Origin of the sequence: Halosolutus gelatinilyticus, from assembly GCF_023028105.1 — an archaeon.
GTDB classification, from domain to species: Archaea; Halobacteriota; Halobacteria; order Halobacteriales; family Natrialbaceae; genus Halosolutus; species Halosolutus gelatinilyticus.
In genome coordinates, this window is the sequence record NZ_CP095491.1 from 2,846,694 (window position 1) to 2,863,439 (window position 16,746).

Genomic DNA, 16,746 nt, shown 5'->3' on the forward strand with positions numbered 1-16,746 from the left:
TGCAGGCACAACCCCTATCGACGTTTTCGTCGTCCATTCGACAGCTATGACTGGCTCCTGAAGGTCGCCCGTAGCGTCGGCGGAGCGGGAGTCAGCGGGAAACGAGTACGCGAATCGGAATCGACGATATGTCAGGCACCCAGTCGCCGTCTCTGGTCCACCGGCTCGCGAGCCTTCGCGATCGGTTGCACGCGGGGATGGATCGTCGTGAGTTCCTCAGAACGCTCGTCACCGGCGGCTACGCGCTCGGCGCGTCTCGCCTCCTCGGCGTCGACGATTTCCTCGCGGCCGACGACGGCGAGGTCCCGGTCGTCACCGCGCTCGTCCGGAACGCTCCCAACGATCCGTGGTCGCTCGAGGAACGGGTTCGCCACGTCCCCGCCGAGTGGTACGCGTCCGTCAAGAAGGCCCTCGAGGTGAACGAACTGCTGGCGCGGTACGGCTTCACCGGGTACCTCGGGAGCGTGGTCGTCCCCGGTGACTACGCCAGCGGGACCGCGACCGTCTCGGTCGGCATTTCCGCGGACGCCAAGTCGCTCAGGGAGACGATCGACCAGCTTTCGGGCGACGTCCCGGTGAGCGTCGAGACGATCGTCGAGTCGGGCGAGATCCATGACGGGCTCGAACCGCTCGAACCGCGAATCATCAGCTCCGTGGTCGACGATCGGGTTCCGAGCGGTGTCGCCTGCGAAACGACCACCAGTCTGGCGACGCTCGGACCCGCGCTGTACCATCCCGACGGTCGGCGACAGTTCTTCGTGACGGCCGCACACGCCTTCGACGGGAACGCGGAACTCGGGAGACGACAACTCTTCCTTCCGGTTCAAGACGCGGACTCCCTGGAGCTCGGGACCGTCGCGCACATCCACCCTGGCGAAGACGTCGTCGCGATCGAACCCCGTCAGCAGGTCGATCCGGCGCCCGCCATCGACGCGCCGACGACGACCCGAATCCGCGGCCAGTACACTCGCTGGGGATTGGCCGACCTCATCGCCCGGGGAAAGGAACTGGAGAAAGTCGGGGCGCTGACCGGCCACACGAGGGGTCGGATCCAGGGGATCGACGCGATCACCTGTTTCACCGACGACTTCTGCCGCCACGGTCAGATCCGGTGGGGCGGCGAGATGGACCTGACGGACGGGGACAGCGGCTCGGTGAGCTACCACCCCGATCCGGACGGCGAGGACGGCGACGTCCTCGTCGCCGGCTTCAACAACGCCCGAACCTGGTGGCCCGGACAGAGCTACATCTGGGGCGTCGCGGCGTACCGACTGACCGAGATGCACGGGTACCACTTCTGAGTGATCGACGAATGTTGCACATCAAGACGGAATTCGAATCGCGGATGGAACCGACGTCGCGACCGCTTCCGAGCCCGAAACGGACCGCAGGCACCCGATCGATAGCCGATGAGTAACGACGCCTCCCGCTCGAACCGGTCCGGGACCGTCCGCCGCGCGATGAGAATGGGGGCTCGCCTGCTCGTCGACCTGTTCGTCGTCACGCTCTGGGTCGTCTTCCTGACGCTCCTCTTTCTCACGGCTGGCTGGCCGCGCTGGGCGTTCTACGTCGCGCTACTGTTCGGAGTCGGCGGCTACGTACTGATCACGGCGGGGTGGCGGTAACGGGAGGTCGCCGTAGCGAGCGACGCCGATGCGAATCGAGAACGGGGGACCGTTCGATCCTTACTCGAGAGCCGCTTCGAGTCGATCGATCAGGTCGGTGTTACCGACGAAGAGGGGCGTTCGACCGTGGACGTCGTTCGGCTCGACAGCCAGAAGCGATCGCTCGCCGTCGGAGGAGCGGCCGCCGGCCCGTTCGACGATGTAGCCGATCGGGTTCCCCTCGAACTGGAGGCGGAGTTTGCCTTCCGGACGGGATTCGAGCCCCGGATAGGCGAAGATCCCGCCGTAGGTGAGCACCTGGTTGACGTCGCCGATCATCGCGCCGCCGTATCGGAGTTTGAGTTCGCGCTCGATCTCGCGGGCGTACTCGCTGAACGCGTCGGTCCAGTTGGGGACGCGGCCGCCGAAGCCGTAGACGACCGGCTCGTCGGGGAGCGTGACGTCTCGCCGAACGATCGTTCGCTCGCCGCCGGTCAGTTCGTACTCGGTGACGGTCTCCTCGGTGGCGAGTACCATCGTCGTGACCGGCCCGTAGAGGACGTAGCAAGCCGCGACGAGCGCGTCACCCCGGGCCGGCAGCGAGGCGTCGTAGACGCCGACGATCGTCCCCATACTGTTGTTCGACCGGAGGTTCGAGGAGCCGTCGAGGGGATCGACGGCGACCGCGTACGCGTCCGTCTCGGTATCCGGGTCGCCGCCGCAGTCGAGCACGTCCGACCGCTCCTCGCTCGCGTACTGTCCGACGCCGTCGATCGACGAGAGCCGATCGGCGAGCAGGTCGTCGGCCCAGACGTCCGCCTCGACCTGGGTCTCGCCGCTCGGGTTCGCCTCGTCGACCGTGTTGCGGCGACCGATCAGTCCCTGGCGGATCTCGGTGGCCGTCCGGCAGACGGTCGACACGACCGCCTCGACGACCGGGTCGGACACCGTCACGATCACTCCTCGAGCGCGGCGTCGGCGGTCGCCTCCTCGTAGATGACCTTCTCGAGGGCGTCGAGGATGTGGGTGGGGTTCTCGCGCTGCCAGACGTTGCGGCCGACGGCGAGCCCTTTACACCCCGACTGGACGGCGGCCTCGACGGTCGAGAGGAACTCGTAGTCCGAGGTCTTCGACCCGCCGCTCATGACGACCATCATGTCGCCGGAGGCCCTGCAGGCGTGTTGCATCGCCTCGGGGCTGCCGGGGTACTTGACCTTCGCGATGTCGGCACCCAGCTCGAGGGCGATGCGGGTCGCATAGGAGATGGTGCCCGGCTTGGTGTCGTTCTTGAGCCCCTGTCCGCGCGGGTAGGACCACATGACCATCGGGATGTCGTGTTCGCGGGCCTTCTCCTGGGCGTCGCGGAACTCTTCGAACATCTCCACCTCGTGGTTCGAACCGCTGTAGACGGTGAAGCCGACGGCGTCGGCGCCGAGTTCGGCGGCGTAGTCGACCGAGCAGTTGACCGGCGAGTCGGGCTCGCCCATCCAGAGGTTCGAGGTGCCGTTCAGCTTCAGGAGGAGGTTGACGTCGTCCTCGTAGCTCGGGTAGTAGCCCTCCGCGATCCCTTTCTGGACGGCCATGGCGGTGACCGCGTCGTGGGTCGCCGTCTCGAACACCGTCGACGGATCGAGTTTCTCCGGGACGTCTTCGAAATCGACCGGCCCGTGCTCCAGCCCGTGATCCATCGCCAGAATCAGACACTTGCCGTCGCGGACGATCGGTGAATCGTCGATCGGAATCATCTGGTAGTTGGTCCACCAGGCCGCTATATATCTCTGGTGGTCTCAATTAACTAAATTACTTACTGAAGTAGTAAACGATTTCGATCGCGGACGATGCGACGGGCCGGTCGCGATCGGCCGACCCGGTCGATCGCGATCACAGCAACTCGCGCGCGTTGTGTCGCCACGTCCGGACGTGCAACACGTTCAGATCGAGCGCCTTCGCCACGTCGAACGCGTTGATCGTCGCCAGCCGCTCGGCCGATCGGATGCCGGCCTCGGCGAGTCGATCGGCGTCCTCGGGACCGACGCCGGTCACCGCCGTCACCGCCGTCGGTTTCGGCCACGGGCGCTCCGCCGGTTCGTCCCGACCGACGTCGACGGTTCGCGACCGGGCGTAATCGAACGACTGCCAGTCCTCGGTTCCGCTGGCGGCGATCCACTCGCGCTCGGCGTCGTCGAGCCCCCGCACGGCGGCCGATCGCAGATCGAGATCCCCGTCGCTCTCGAACGACCAGGGGAGCGAAAAGCGCCGGCGGAGCGCGTCCGCAGCCTCGTCGTCGACGCCGTCGTCGAGCAGCATCCGGTAGGAGTACTCCTTGTTCTCGACGACGGCGGGGTCGACGCCGGCCGCCTCGAGGGCCGCTCGTTCCGCCGATTCGATCCGCTCCCCGGCGCGGTCCGGCGCCGATCCCATGCCGAACACCAGTTTCGTCGGAGAGACCGTCTCCCCGCCCCGATCGGTCACCGACTCGGACTGTTCGACGTCGTCCCGATCGGCGCCGCTGTCGGCCTCGGGGTCGCTCCGTATCAATTCCTTATTCACGCGGTTCACCGGTTACCCGTAGCTCACACTCTCACGTCTTGAAAGTTACCCAAACTTCTAAACGGACCATCACTCGCCGCCGGTTCGGAACGGAACCTCGGTTCCGGCGCCGTCGGCCCGGGCCCGCCGGTAGACAGCCGTCGCCGCGGTCAAGTCCATGACCGCGCTCCCGACGCTTTTCACCACCGCGAGTCCGTCCGCGCGTTCGATCGGCCGATCGTCCGCGAACGCCCTCGCCAGCGGCTCGAGATCGTCCATCTCCGCCCCGATATCCCGGAAATCGCCCGTCTCGATTGCCTCGCCGGGTACGTCGGCGAAGCGTCGATCGGCGCGCTCGACGAGCGCGGGTTCGAGTTCCCGCATCGCGGCGGTGTAGGCGCCGACCGCGACGACCAGCTCCGCGTCGGTCGCGTCGGCCGGGAACACCGGCTCGGTGCTCGTCGTCGCCGTCACGACGACCGTCGCGTCCGAGACGGCGTCCACAGGCGTCTCGACGGCTTCGGCCGGGATCCCGTCTGCGCAGAGGTCGTCGGCACACTCGTCCTTCGAGTCGCTCGGCGAGTAGATCGACACCGAGTCGAGGTCCGAGGTCGCCGCGATCGCCCGCGTCTGCCAGCGCGCCTGTGCGCCGGCGCCGATCACCGCCAGTCGAACGGGCTCGGCGGCGAGCGATCGGGCCGCGAGTCCGCCGACGCAGCCCGTTCGCACGTTCGTCACGCGCGTCCCGGGCATGTACGCGACGGGCCGTCCGGTCTTGGCGTCGGTGAGCGCGATCTGGGCCTGGATCGTCGGCAGTCCGCGGGACTCGTTGCCCTCGTGGACGCTCGCGAGCTTCGTGGCGTAGTACGGCTCGCCGCGGACGTACGCCGGCATCGTCAGCGCCGTGCCGCGAGGATCGTTTCCGTCCAGTCCCGCCCCGACCGGGAAGTGGGGCCGATCGGGCCGTTCGACGTTCCCCGCGGCCTGTTCGACGAGCGCGGTTTCGACTGCCGGCAGGATCGTCTCCACATCGCACAGCGATTCGACGTCGTTCGCGGTGAGCACCGTGACCATACCACCTGATTCGATGACGAGACTAAAGTGATACCCCTTAGCGGCGCCCGAGGTCCCCGTTGCGCGGTGCGTCGGCGGTAGTTCGGGGCAGGAACCAGCACACTTACGCCCGCCTCGGGAATACGGCCGTGTATGGTCCGCGATCAGATCGATCGAATCGGCGTCGTCGGCGCGGGAACGATGGGCAGCGGGATCGCGCAGGTCGCCGCGACCCACGGCTACGACGTCCGGATGCGGGACGTCGAACCCGAGTTCGTCGAGAACGGCTTCGGCAGCATCGAACACAGCCTCGATCGCCTCGCGGGGAAGGACGCCCTTCCGGCGGACCCCGAGACGATCCGCGATCGGATCGAGGGGACGACCGACCTCGACGACCTCGCGGACTGCGATCTCGTCGTCGAGGCCGCCCTCGAAAACATGGACGTCAAACGGGACATCTTCGCGGACCTCGAGTCGGTCTGCGACGATGACGTCCTGCTCGCGACCAACACGAGCACGCTCTCGATCACCTCGATCGCGTCGGTGCTCGATCGGCCCGAGCGCGTCGTTGGCCTCCACTTCATGAATCCGGTTCCGATCATGACGGGCGTCGAGGTCGTCGTCGGGCAGAAGACGACCGACGAGGCCGTCGAACTGGCCCACGAGATCGCCGAGGATCTCGAGAAGACGACCTGGGAGTCCGACGACAAGCCCGGCTTCGTCACGAACCGGATCCTCATGCCCTGGATCAACGAGGGCATCCGAGCCTACGACGAGGGGGTCGCCACGAAGGAGGACATCGACGCGGGCATGGAACTCGGCACGAACGTCCCGATGGGACCGCTGACGCTGGCAGACCACATCGGCCTCGACATCTGCTTGCACGCCTCCGAGACGCTGTACGAGGAACTCGGCGATCGGTACAAGCCCGCCTACCTCCTGAAGCGGAAGGTCGAAGCCGGCGAACTCGGCAAGAAGACCGGGAAGGGATTCTACGAGTACGATTGAGCCGATCGAGTAGCTCACTCCACGGTTTCGGTCGTGGGTATTCTCTGCGATTCGCGTCGCGGAGTCATCGCTCTCGGAGTCGTCGCTCGTCTTCGCGCATTCTCTGTTGAATCCTGTTCTCAACTGTAGGTAATTATTTACGATCGCGCGACCGATTACGCGCCGATGCGTACGTCCCTTCCCGCCCTAGTTGGCTGCAGTCTCCTCGTCGTCCTCGCGACCGCCGCCCTCGTCGGCGCGGCTCCCCCGCCCCTCGCCGTCTGCAGCGTCTGCGACGGACTCGACGGGGCGACCGATGGCGGCACGCTCGACATTCACGTCGACGAGAACGGGGACTCGGAGTGGATCGCCCGCGTCCCCGTCGATGGCAACGCCGCCGACGCGTACCGGAGCGATCCCGCGGCGCTCGACGCGGCCGTCGAAGACGGCTGGCGTCGCTACGACACCGTCGGAGACGATCGCGACGACGTCGACGCGTCGATCTCCGAGCGAACCGTCGTCGTTCGGTACGCGGTCGACGACGTCGCCACGGCGGGCGTGGGCGACGGCTGGGTCTTCGATTACCTCTACGCCGGCGGGACGAACCAGCGGTACGAGCTCGCGGCGGACCGCGTGACGATTCACCTCCCGGACGGATACCAGGCGGCGAACGAACCGCCGAACGCCGTCGCCGAGGACGGAACGGTGACGTGGATAGCGAGCGACGCCCGCGGCGGAACCGGCGCTCCCGTCCAGAAGACGTACGTGACCTACGGCCGATCGGACGTCGTCGGAACGCTGGAATCGTGGGGATCGGGCTCGGTCGTCTTCGGGCCGCTGGTCCTCGAGCACACCGTCCGAGCCGGAATCGCTCCCGTCGCTCTTCTCGGGATCGCGACCGTCGCGGCCTCTACGGCCAGGACCGGTCGACTCTTGGTTCCGTTGGGTGGACCGGGTCGATCGGCGATCGAGCGCGGCGTCGATCGGCTCGGCGGGACCGTCGGTCGACGGACGCTCGTCGGAATCGCCGCCGGAACGGCGGGGGCCCTCGGCGGCCTCGGCTGGCTCCTCTCCGGTCCGGCCCTCGCGCTGCTCGCCGCCTCCTTCGGCCTCGCCGCGGCGCTGTTTCTGCCGCTCGGGTACGCGCTCGAGTGCGGGGAGTCCGCCTGGCAGTTCGGCGCGATAGCGGTGATCGCGCCGCTCGTCCCCGTCGCAGCGTTTTCACCGTACTACGTCTTCGGATTCGATCCCCTGTTCGCCGGCGTCCTCTTCGTCCCGTGGGGGGTCGGCGCCGGCGCTGTCGGTTATCTCTGTTCGCAGATCGGGCGACAAACGGCCGTCGTTCGGCGGGCCGAACCGAACTAGAACTCGAGACGTTTCGGCGTCGATCAATCGTGGAGCGGTTTCTCGGCCATCTCGCTGCGGAGATCGGCGAGTCGCGATCGCGGGACGCCCTCCTCGAACTGCTGGAGGAGCGCGAACACCTCCGCGCGCGAGACCTTCACGTCGCCCTCGCGGATGACGTCTTCGGGCCGTTCGCGAAGTTCCCGCATCGTACCGACCGCGAGCAAGTACGGAATCGCCCACGCCGAGAGCCGGTTGCCGTGGGTCTCGGGGACGACTTCGAGGTAGCGCTGGGCGTCGTCCAGGTACGTCTCCGCCCGCCCGGTGACCCGTCTGATGACGTTCGTGACTCCGCTGTGATTCGAGGCGTCGGTGACGTTCTCGACGGCGACGTCCTCCTCTTCGAGCCACTCGGCGGGCAGGTAGACGTTGTTCTCCTCGTGGTAGTCGTTCTCGACGTCCTTGGCGATGTTGACGAGTTGCAACAGCAACGCGAACGAGCGGGCGTTCGAGCGCAGCTCGTCGGCGCGCTCCTGAGAGGCGCCGCGGGCCACGAGCCCGGTGATCAGCGTCCCGACGGTGCCGGCGGCGTACCAGCAGTACTCTTCGAGTTCCTCCAGGGTCTGCAGCCGTAATCCGCCGTGGTCCGCGTACCGATCGGTGAACATCGCCATCCCGTCGACGAGCTCCCGAACGGGATCGCGCATGATCTCCCGAGGCTCCGCCTCGAGCGATTCGAAGGTCCGCAGGACCTGCGGCGTCTTGGCCACGACCTCCCAGTCGCTGTCTCGGCTGTCGGGGAGCCACGGCTCGACGGCGTCCATGAACTCGCCGACCGTCAGCTCGTCGTCGGGATCGAGCAGCCGATCGTACGCGGTCAGCAGCTCCGTCTGCGTCTCCGGCGGGATGTGGCCGGCGTCTTCGATGGTATCCGCGATCCGACAGAGCAGGTAGCCGAGGCAGATGTGCGTCGCCATCGGCTCGTCGAGTCGATCGATAGTGATCGAAAAAGTCCGCGAAACGCCGTGTACCGCCTCGAAACACCATTCGAGGTCGGCGTCGACTGTTTCTTCGTGCTGGCCCGTGGTCATCTAACGGATGGGTTTTGTTCCCATCCGGGAAAAACACCGTGGTCCCGGCGGGATATTCCGATCGTTGACAAATTTGCCAGCGGGAGACGGCAGACCCCGCACCTCGCGAGGACGAACATCGCGATCGCGATACACGAGAGTGAACGGGAGACCGATTGGAACAACAGTAAAGAACCGACCGATCGACAGTCGTGGTATGGACTTCGCGCTCTCAGCCGAACAACGGCAGATCCGGGACATGGTTTCGGAGTTCGTCGACGAGGAGATCGTGCCGATCGCCGGCGAGATCGACCACGACGACGAGTTCCCCCGCGACCTCGTGAGCGAGATGGCGGAACTGGGGCTGCTGGGAATGCCCTTCCCCGAGGAGTACGGCGGCGCCGGCTTGGATTACCACTCCTACGCGATCGGCCTCGAGGAGATCTCCCGCGGCTCCGGCGGGCTGGGAACGATCGTCGCGGCCCACACCTCGCTGGCGGGCAACATGCTCTACGAGTTCGGCGACGAGGCCCAAAAGGAGGAGTTCCTGACGCCGCTCGCGGAGGGAACTGACATCGGTGCGTTCGCGCTCTCGGAGGCCGGCGCGGGGAGCGACGTGCCGGCGATGGAGACCACCGCCGAAGAGGAGGGCGACGAGTACGTGATCAACGGCGGGAAGCTCTGGATCTCGAACGGCTCCGTCGCGGACACGATCACCCTGTTCGCGAAGACGGACCCCGACGCCGGCAATAAGGGCATTTCGTCGTTCGTCGTCCGGCCCGAGGAGGACGACGGCTTCATCGTCGAAGGTACGGAGGAGAAACTCGGCGACAAGGGGTGTCCGACGGCGGAACTCCGCTTCGACGACCTCCGGATCCCGGAATCGCGCCGGCTCGGCGAGGAGGGCGAGGGCTTCGTCCACGCCCTGAAGACCCTGAACGGCGGCCGCATCACGATCGCCGCCCGGAGCGTCGGCATCGCCCGTGCCGCGTTCGACGAGGCCCGCGACTACGCCCGCGAGCGCGAGCAGTTCGGCCAGCCGATCGGCGAGTTCCAGGCGATCAAGCACAAGCTGGCCGACATGGACACGAAGATCCAGGCCTCCCGGATGCTCATGCACAAAGCCGCGGACAAGAAGATTCGCGGCGAGACCTTCATCAAGGACGCCGCCCAGGCCAAACTCTACGCCTCCGAGGTCAGCCGCGAGGTCGCCAACGAGGGCATCCAGATCCACGGCGGCTACGGCTACACCAAGGACTTCCCCGCCGAACGGTTCTACCGCGACGCCAAGCTCAACGAGATCTACGAGGGGACGAGCGAAGTGCTCCGGAACACGATCGGCGATCAGGTACTTTCCGAGTAAGCCGGATCGACCCGATCGGCGCCACGAGTTACCCGGCTCGATCGAACCGAGCCCGAAAGACGGGGTTCGTATCCCGGCGATCGTGCCCGTCCGAAGCCCGCAGAGAACGGTGACGGCTTACGCCGATCCGCTGTGGCGATGGGAGTCGATCCGTTTCACGTCCCGTTCGAGATAGTCCGGAGCGTCCTCGCGGTCGGCGATCTCGGCCGTCGACAACCAGAAGACGTCGACGACTTCGGCGGGCGATCGCGGACGTGCGGTACTCGACTCGTGTTCGCAGAGGGTCACGATGTTGAGACACCGTGTTCCGTCGTCGGCTTCGAACGTTCTACTCAAGACGTATTCGACGGTGCCGACCTCGACGCCGACCTCTTCGCGCAGTTCGCGCCTCGCGGTCGCCTCGATGGTCGCTTCCCCGCCTGGTTCCTGTTCGACTTTTCCGCCCGGGAATCCTAGCTTCCCGCCGGCGTGGTCCTCTTCGGCGGCGCGTTCGATGAGGAGGTATTCCTCGTCTCGAACGACGGCGCCCTGCACGTTCACTACATACTCGTCCGAGCCCATTTGCCCGCTGTTCCGATCAGTCGTAGATAAACCTGCTGACCCGAGCCAGTCGTCTCCGACAGGGTGTCACTCGGTGTCGCCGTTCGCGTCGAGGCTCGATCGCATCCACTCGTAGTGTTCTCGCACCCGCCGTTCGCCGGCCTCGGTCAGCGCGTACACGTCGTGGATCCCCTCGGTCCGCTCCTCGACGAATCCCGCGTCGACCAGCGCCGACAGCGAGCCGTAGAACGACTTCGGTTCGATGTGCTCGTCGTAGTGGGACTCGAGTTGGGATTTCAGCCGCTGGCCCCGCATCTCGCCGCCGGCCGCGAGCAGAACACACGTGTCGCGTCGTCGACCGCTCTGGAGCCACTTCGCCATGCGTTGGCTCGATATCGATCGGGGAATCGCTCGAACGTTACGGTCCGCGATCCCCACACTCGGCGACGCGGGTTCGGCCGCGTCGGGATCGGTCAACCGAGCGCTCGCCACAGCCGATCGATCGCGACCTGTACGAGCCCGCCGGCGATCGCGACGGCCGCCAGCAGCCGGGCGCCGAGCGCGAGGTGGACGCTGCCGCCCGGCTGGCGTTCGTGTCGGAAGAGCAGCCAGCCGTCGCCGGCGAGGACCACGTCTCCGTCGCCGACGGTCAGCGAGTAGAAGACGAGGACGAGCAGTGCACCCGCGATCAGGACGGTCGCGGCGACGACGCCGAGGACGAACCTCGAGAGCGCACTCGGCTCCGAGAGCCGTTCGTCGCGGGCTTCGGTCGGTCCGTAGATGCCGAACCCCCGCCCATCACCGTCCGGGAGCGCAGTGATCCGAACGTCGGCCGGGTACCGACAGAGGACGCCGGCCATCCAGCAGTCGCCGATCGAGCCGGCGACGTTGACGGCGAGCGCGACGACGAGCAGGGTCGAGGGGACGATCGCCATTGCCAGGACGCCGACGGCTGTGATGCCGACGAGCGGGGCGAGCACCACGACGAGTACCTGATTGCGCGAATAGCTCGCCCCGTCCGCCGCGGCGTAGGCGTACGGCAGCAGGAAGCGCGAGACCCCGACCCCGTAGGTGCGGGATCCGCCGTACCGGGCCATGAACAGCCCGTGGACGAGTTCGTGCGGAGCGACGACGAGCACGATCAGCCCCAGCGTGGCGACGAGCCAGCCGATCGCGTCCGGCGGCGCGGTCGCAGGCACGACGATCGGTTCGAACGACTCGCCGCGAACCGCGGCCCGGAGGTGTCCGAAGCCGTAGGCGGACGCGAAAAAGGCGACGACCGAGACGACGATCGTCCGGACCGCGATCGCCCGGCTCACGCGAACGGTCGCGATCGGCCGGGAGGGCTGTGACGTGTCGGCCGTCGGCGCTGTCACGACCCACACTCTCGACGGAGCCGAAAAATGAATGTCGGTGTCGATTCGTTCGACGTGGGCGCAGGTGCGGAGTCCGCGGTACGGAAACGATTACGAACACCACGGAAGTCCCTGGCGTTGAGCGGAAGCTTGCTTCCGCGATGCTCGGGAGAACGCAGCTCTCCCGAGCATCGCAGACGCTCCGCGTCTGCTCAACGGCAGCACCTTTCAGTCCCACCCGTAGCGGTTGACCAGGATGCCACCGCGGGTGGGACTGAAAGGTGCTGTCGTGGTGTTTTCGATGCTGACTGACCACCCAAGATAGTACCCAAATCCCCCCGTCGATCGGAATCGGATGACTCCTAGCCGGAATCGACAGGTTCCCGGTGGTCGGTTCCCGAGTGACACGCATGACCGACGCGGACCACATCGCCGAGGCGAACGGCATTCGGGCCAGCTACGAGGAGACCGAGACGGAGCGGATCCTCGAATTCCGATCGATCGACGACTCGACGCGCGCGAGCGGGACCGCCGCGATCGCCCAGAACAGAGAGGGCTACGCGATGTTGAAGGTCCGGTCGACGGCCGACGGCGACGAACTCGAGCGGTACTACGGGTTCGATATGGCGCTCGATCACGCGGGGGAAGTACTCGGCGTCTCGCCACGCGAGTTGCCGGTTCCAGAGGCGGCCGCGGATATGGGGATGTGACCCGCACGAATCGTTTCGTGCTCGTCGATCGCCGCTGACGGCGCTCGGGTGACAACCGCCGTTCAGGCGACAAGCGCGTAGACGATGAGAAACAGGAAGTACAGCAGGATGAGCGATCCGAGGACGTACAACCGAAATCGGCGGAGTGCCGCGGTTTCCTCGCGGGCGGCGCGTTCGAAGGCCGCGCGCTCCCGATCGGAGAGCCGATCGGGGTGTTCGATCCCCTGATGGAGCGATCGCTGGCGCCGCCGTCGGAACGGCCGACCGCAGTAGGGACAGCGGACCGCCGCTGCTTCGTCCGGCACGGCGGTCGCCGGAATCGAGCGGGTCGTCGCGCCCCGCTGGATGTCGGTCTCGGGTTCGGATTCGGCGTCGCGAGTCGCCACGATCGCAGGGACGACCTCGACACTCATTGTTCTTCGGCCGACTTCCGCATCCGGTAACCGCCGTACTGCGTGCCAGACACTCGCGTAATCGGTCACTACCGACCGGGAAAAAGCGGGAGCCATAAATATCCAGAGTCGAAGGTTCACACGAGAATAGCCGTGACAACCGAGCCGTTTCCTCGCCCGATCGGCACGCAACGCCGCTTTGCCGCGCTGCTCACAGCGACCGCGGTGGGCGTCTACCTCCTGTTGATCGTCGGCGCGACGACGTCGCTGACGAACGCCGCCGCGGCGTGTTCGACGTGGCCGACGTGTCACGCGCCGACCGATCCGTTGAACCAGACCCAACTCGCGATCGCCTGGGGGCACCGACTCGCCGCGGTCCTCGTCGGCTTCCTGGTCGCGGCGACGGCGATCACCGCAGCGCTCGGTGACGCGACCCGACGCGTTCGGGCGCTCCTGCTCGTCGGCGCCGTCCTCTACGTCGTCCAGATCGGCGTCGGCGCCGTCACCGCGACGGTCGGCCCCGCGGCGATCGTTCCGGGGCTGCACCTCGCGCTCGGGCTCGCCATCTTCACGGCGGTCGTGCTCGCGCTCGCCTGGGACCTCGAACTCGCGACGGGCGAGGAAGACGACGCGATCGAACGGCCGAACCCGGAGCCGATCGACGAACCCGGGGCACCGGTCCCGAAGCGATCGACCCCGTCCGGCGGACTCGAACGCGCCCGGCTCACCGCCTTCGCCTACTTCAAGATGATGAAGCCCCGCTTGATGTGGCTGCTCTGTCTCGTCGCCGCCGCAGGGATGGCGCTGGCCGCCGGACCGGCGCTCGACCGCCACACGATCGTCGCCACGCTCGGCGGCGGCGTCCTCGCGATCGGCGCGTCGGGGACGTTCAACCACGTCCTCGAACGCGACGTCGATCGGCGGATGTCGCGGACGGCCGATCGGCCGCTGGCGACCGATCTCATCCCGGTGCGCAACGCCCTGCTGTTCGGATTCTTCCTGACGGGCGCCTCGATGGCCGTCTTCCTGACGGTCAACGCCCTCGCGGCCGCGCTCGGGTTCGCCGCGATCCTGTTCTACAGCGTCGTCTACACGCTCGTGCTCAAACCCAACACGGTTCAGAACACGGTCATCGGCGGCTTCGCGGGCGCGCTGCCGGCGCTGATCGGCTGGGCCGCCGTCACCAACGAGATCGGCTGGCCGGCGCTCGCGCTCGCGGGCGTCATCTTCCTCTGGACGCCGGCGCACTTCTACAACCTCGCGCTGGCCTACAAGGACGACTACGCCCGCGGCGGGTTCCCGATGATGCCCGTCGTCCGGGGCGAGACCGAAACCCGGAAACACATCCTCTACTACCTCGCCGGGACGCTCGGCAGCACGATCGCGCTCGCGTGGATCACCGACCTCGGCGCGCTGTACGCCGCGACGGTCGCCGTCTTCGGCGGAATTTTCCTCTGGGCGGCGGTTCGGCTCCACTTCGAGCAGACCGAGACCGCCGCGTTCCGATCGTTCCACGCCTCCAACGCCTTCCTCGGCGCGGTGCTGGTCGCGGTGCTCGTGGACGCACTCGTTCTGGGAAGGCCCTTCTGACGCGGTTCGATAATCGCGAGACGGACCGCCGGCCATCGTCTCCGAGGCCGCGAGTTTCGACCGACGACCTCGCCGTCCGGGAACGTCAGCGATAACACGCCCCAGCCGCTAGCTCCCTCATGAACCGTCGCTCGTTTCTCGCGCTGACCGGTGCGGGCGCGATCGCCTCGATCGCCGGCTGTACGGGATTGTTCGAGGCGTCCCTTCCCGACCAACTCAAAGAGGTCGACCCCGATCCCGACCAGCTTCCGGCCCCGTCGATCGGCGCCGGGCCCGTCTCGATCGACGCCTACAGCGACTTCGCCTGCCCGCACTGCCACGACTTCGACGCGGACGTCCTCCCCGAACTCGAGGAGCGCATGCTCAACCCGGACGACGCGACCTATCGCCACCGCGACTTCCCGCTCCCGGTCGACGACGACCGATCGGTCCCGATGGCGAACGCCGGGCGCGCGGTCCAGGCCGAAACGATGACGGACGACGATCCCGCAGGGGCGTTCTTCGAGTACAAGCGCGCGGTCGCCGGCGTCGACGACCAAAGCGACGAGGGGCTGGCCGCGCTCGCGGCCGACGAGTTCGACGTCGACCGGGATACCGTCGCGGACGCGCTGGCGAACGACACGTACTATCCCGTCATCGCGGCCGACTGGCAGCGCGGCGACGAAAACGGCGTGAACGAGACGCCGACGGTGCTGGTCGACGGCGAGGCGGTCGAGGATCCGTTCGACGCGGACGCGATCATCGACGCGGTCGAGAACGCGCGGTAACTGAATTCGGGGATCAGTCGTCCGACGACCGGGCCGCGTCGATCCGATCGAACTGCTCGTCCGTGAGGTCGATTTCGACCGCGCCGACGTTCTCCTCGAGTTGGTCGGGCGATCGCGCGCCGACGATCGGCACGCAGGTGAATCGATCCTGCTCCATCAGCCAGCGCAGGGAGACCTGCGCCGGCGCGGCGTCGACCTCGTCGGCGACCGACTCGACGGCCTCCAGGACGTCCCAGGCCCGATCGGTCGCGTAGCGATCCTCGAAGACGTCGTTCAGGCTCCCGCGGGAGCCGTCCGGCGCTGCGACGCCGCCGTCCTCGGTGCGATCGTACTTGCCCGTCAGAAAGCCGCCGGCCAGCGGCGAGTAGGGGCACACGGCGAGGTCCTGGTCGGCGCAGACGTCGAGGTAGTCCCCGACGGCGTCGTAGTGGGCGGCGTTGACCATCGGCTGGGTGACGTCGAACCGTTCGAGCCCCTCGACGTCGCTGGTCCACAGCGCCTTCGTGAGCTGCCAGGCGGCCATCGAAGAGGCGCCGAGGTAGTGGACTTTCCCCTCGCGAACGAGGTCGGTGAGCACGGAGAGCGTCTCGCGGATCGGCGTATCCTCGTCCCAGCGGTGGATGTAGTAGAGGTCGAGGTAGTCGGTTCCCAACCTGTCGAGGGTGCCCTCGATCTGCGCCCGGATGTGCTTTCGGCCTAACCCGGAGTCGTTCGGCCCGGGCTCGCCCCACCCGTCGAAGGGGAAGTAGACCTTCGAGGCGATGACGAAGTCCTCGCGGTTCTGGTCTTCGAGCCACTCGCCGATCCACTCCTCGCTGGTGCCGTCGGGGTCGCCGTAGACGTTCGCGGTGTCGATGAAGTTGATGCCGTGGTCCCGGCAAGCGTCGAGCAGTTCGTGTGCTTCTTCGCGATCGGTCTCGACGGTGTCGCCGCTCTCCTTGCCGAAGCGCCAGGTGCCGTAGCAGAGTCGCGATACGGTCGTTCCGGTGTCTCCGAGCGTAGTATACTCCATGGGAGCGGGTTCACGTCCGACCGTGAAAACGGATGGGGAAGCGGCGATCGGGTACTCTCGGTCAGTACGTCAGAATTTCGAGACCGTCGACTCGCTCGAAGTGATCGACGGTGTTCGTCACTACCGGAACGTCGTGAACGCGGGCCGTGGCGGCGATCATCACGTCGGCATCCTCGATCGGTGCTCCGTCACGTCGTAGCGTCGCGTTGATCTCTCCGGCGACCGTCGCGCACTCGCGATCGAACGGCACTTCTCGAAGGTCGCCGAGCAGGTTCTTCACCACCGTTCGCTCGCGGTCGGTCGACTCGGCGAGATGGATTCCCTCCCAGAGTTCCATCACTGTAGTCGAACTTACCCGTGACCGATTCGGCTACGGCTACGATCACACCTACTGTCTCGTGTTTTCGAAACCCGCGACGGAGGGGGCTCC

19 protein-coding genes are annotated in these 16,746 nt (G+C 66.9%); 8 read left to right on the forward strand and 11 right to left on the reverse strand.

All coding sequences use genetic code 11. From position 1 onward, the window contains the following. Nucleotides 1-128 precede the first annotated feature (128 nt). On the forward strand, nt 129-1,301 hold the full coding sequence (locus tag MUH00_RS14055) for a hypothetical protein (protein WP_246999578.1): 1,173 nt from the start codon (nt 129-131) through the stop codon (nt 1,299-1,301). Between the two features lie 108 nt (nt 1,302-1,409). Then, the gene (locus MUH00_RS14060) at nt 1,410-1,625 is read left to right on the forward strand and encodes a DUF8119 family protein (protein ID WP_246999580.1); all 216 of its coding nucleotides are present in this window, start codon (nt 1,410-1,412) and stop codon (nt 1,623-1,625) included. A gap of 60 nt (nt 1,626-1,685) precedes the next feature. On the opposite strand, the gene MUH00_RS14065 is transcribed toward MUH00_RS14060, so the two are convergent. The 4 genes from MUH00_RS14065 to MUH00_RS14080 all read right to left on the reverse strand — a co-directional run bounded on the left by MUH00_RS14065 (nt 1,686) and on the right by MUH00_RS14080 (nt 5,207). Further along, the gene (locus MUH00_RS14065) at nt 1,686-2,558 is read right to left on the reverse strand and encodes a class 1 fructose-bisphosphatase (RefSeq protein ID WP_246999582.1); all 873 of its coding nucleotides are present in this window, start codon (nt 2,556-2,558) and stop codon (nt 1,686-1,688) included. Nucleotides 2,559-2,560: 2 nt separating this feature from the next. Beyond that, the gene (locus tag MUH00_RS14070) at nt 2,561-3,349 is read right to left on the reverse strand and encodes a class I fructose-bisphosphate aldolase (protein ID WP_246999584.1); all 789 of its coding nucleotides are present in this window, start codon (nt 3,347-3,349) and stop codon (nt 2,561-2,563) included. Nucleotides 3,350-3,485: 136 nt separating this feature from the next. Continuing rightward, nucleotides 3,486-4,154 carry a hypothetical protein gene (locus MUH00_RS14075; RefSeq protein WP_246999586.1) on the reverse strand — a complete coding sequence of 223 codons (669 nt, stop codon included), beginning with the start codon at nt 4,152-4,154 and terminating at the stop codon, nt 3,486-3,488. 69 nt (nt 4,155-4,223) lie between these two features. Beyond that, nucleotides 4,224-5,207: an ornithine cyclodeaminase family protein gene (locus tag MUH00_RS14080; RefSeq protein WP_246999588.1), complete on the reverse strand. Its 984-nt coding sequence runs from the start codon at nt 5,205-5,207 to the stop codon at nt 4,224-4,226. 132 nt (nt 5,208-5,339) lie between these two features. Here MUH00_RS14080 and MUH00_RS14085 point away from each other — a divergent pair, with 132 nt between their 5' ends. Both MUH00_RS14085 and MUH00_RS14090 read left to right on the forward strand, forming a co-directional pair. Then, the gene (locus MUH00_RS14085) at nt 5,340-6,194 is read left to right on the forward strand and encodes a 3-hydroxyacyl-CoA dehydrogenase family protein (RefSeq protein WP_246999590.1); all 855 of its coding nucleotides are present in this window, start codon (nt 5,340-5,342) and stop codon (nt 6,192-6,194) included. Nucleotides 6,195-6,359: 165 nt separating this feature from the next. Next, complete coding sequence (locus tag MUH00_RS14090; protein WP_246999592.1) at nt 6,360-7,538, forward strand: hypothetical protein; 1,179 nt, start codon at nt 6,360-6,362, stop codon at nt 7,536-7,538. A gap of 23 nt (nt 7,539-7,561) precedes the next feature. Here MUH00_RS14090 and MUH00_RS14095 read toward each other — a convergent pair whose 3' ends face one another. Next, nucleotides 7,562-8,608: a phytoene/squalene synthase family protein gene (locus tag MUH00_RS14095; RefSeq protein WP_246999594.1), complete on the reverse strand. Its 1,047-nt coding sequence runs from the start codon at nt 8,606-8,608 to the stop codon at nt 7,562-7,564. Between the two features lie 196 nt (nt 8,609-8,804). Between MUH00_RS14095 and MUH00_RS14100 the strand changes: the two genes are divergently transcribed. Continuing rightward, entirely contained in the window at nt 8,805-9,950 is a 1,146-nt protein-coding gene (locus MUH00_RS14100) for an acyl-CoA dehydrogenase (protein ID WP_246999596.1), read from the forward strand. 117 nt (nt 9,951-10,067) lie between these two features. Here MUH00_RS14100 and MUH00_RS14105 read toward each other — a convergent pair whose 3' ends face one another. The 3 genes from MUH00_RS14105 to MUH00_RS14115 all read right to left on the reverse strand — a co-directional run bounded on the left by MUH00_RS14105 (nt 10,068) and on the right by MUH00_RS14115 (nt 11,866). Beyond that, nucleotides 10,068-10,511, reverse strand: coding sequence for an NUDIX hydrolase (locus tag MUH00_RS14105; RefSeq protein WP_246999598.1), 444 nt, complete (start codon nt 10,509-10,511; stop codon nt 10,068-10,070). 66 nt (nt 10,512-10,577) lie between these two features. Further along, nucleotides 10,578-10,871 (reverse strand): PadR family transcriptional regulator, encoded by a 294-nt coding sequence (locus MUH00_RS14110; protein ID WP_246999601.1) that lies wholly within the window; start codon nt 10,869-10,871, stop codon nt 10,578-10,580. Between the two features lie 92 nt (nt 10,872-10,963). Next, nucleotides 10,964-11,866 carry a DUF3267 domain-containing protein gene (locus tag MUH00_RS14115; protein ID WP_246999603.1) on the reverse strand — a complete coding sequence of 301 codons (903 nt, stop codon included), beginning with the start codon at nt 11,864-11,866 and terminating at the stop codon, nt 10,964-10,966. 389 nt (nt 11,867-12,255) lie between these two features. Between MUH00_RS14115 and MUH00_RS14120 the strand changes: the two genes are divergently transcribed. Continuing rightward, nucleotides 12,256-12,555 carry a DUF7111 family protein gene (locus MUH00_RS14120; RefSeq protein WP_246999605.1) on the forward strand — a complete coding sequence of 100 codons (300 nt, stop codon included), beginning with the start codon at nt 12,256-12,258 and terminating at the stop codon, nt 12,553-12,555. A gap of 62 nt (nt 12,556-12,617) precedes the next feature. Here the strand turns inward: MUH00_RS14120 and MUH00_RS14125 are convergent, their stop codons facing one another. After that, entirely contained in the window at nt 12,618-12,968 is a 351-nt protein-coding gene (locus MUH00_RS14125; protein WP_246999607.1) for a DUF7410 domain-containing protein, read from the reverse strand. A gap of 132 nt (nt 12,969-13,100) precedes the next feature. Here MUH00_RS14125 and MUH00_RS14130 point away from each other — a divergent pair, with 132 nt between their 5' ends. Then, nucleotides 13,101-14,537 (forward strand): heme o synthase, encoded by a 1,437-nt coding sequence (locus tag MUH00_RS14130; protein WP_246999609.1) that lies wholly within the window; start codon nt 13,101-13,103, stop codon nt 14,535-14,537. A 119-nt stretch (nt 14,538-14,656) separates the two neighbouring features. Then, nucleotides 14,657-15,304 (forward strand): DsbA family protein, encoded by a 648-nt coding sequence (locus MUH00_RS14135; RefSeq protein WP_246999611.1) that lies wholly within the window; start codon nt 14,657-14,659, stop codon nt 15,302-15,304. A 13-nt stretch (nt 15,305-15,317) separates the two neighbouring features. Here the strand turns inward: MUH00_RS14135 and MUH00_RS14140 are convergent, their stop codons facing one another. Continuing rightward, nucleotides 15,318-16,316, reverse strand: coding sequence for an aldo/keto reductase (locus tag MUH00_RS14140; protein ID WP_246999613.1), 999 nt, complete (start codon nt 16,314-16,316; stop codon nt 15,318-15,320). Between the two features lie 61 nt (nt 16,317-16,377). Continuing rightward, nucleotides 16,378-16,653 carry a PIN domain-containing protein gene (locus MUH00_RS14145; RefSeq protein ID WP_246999615.1) on the reverse strand — a complete coding sequence of 92 codons (276 nt, stop codon included), beginning with the start codon at nt 16,651-16,653 and terminating at the stop codon, nt 16,378-16,380. Between the last annotated feature and the right edge of the window lie 93 nt (nt 16,654-16,746).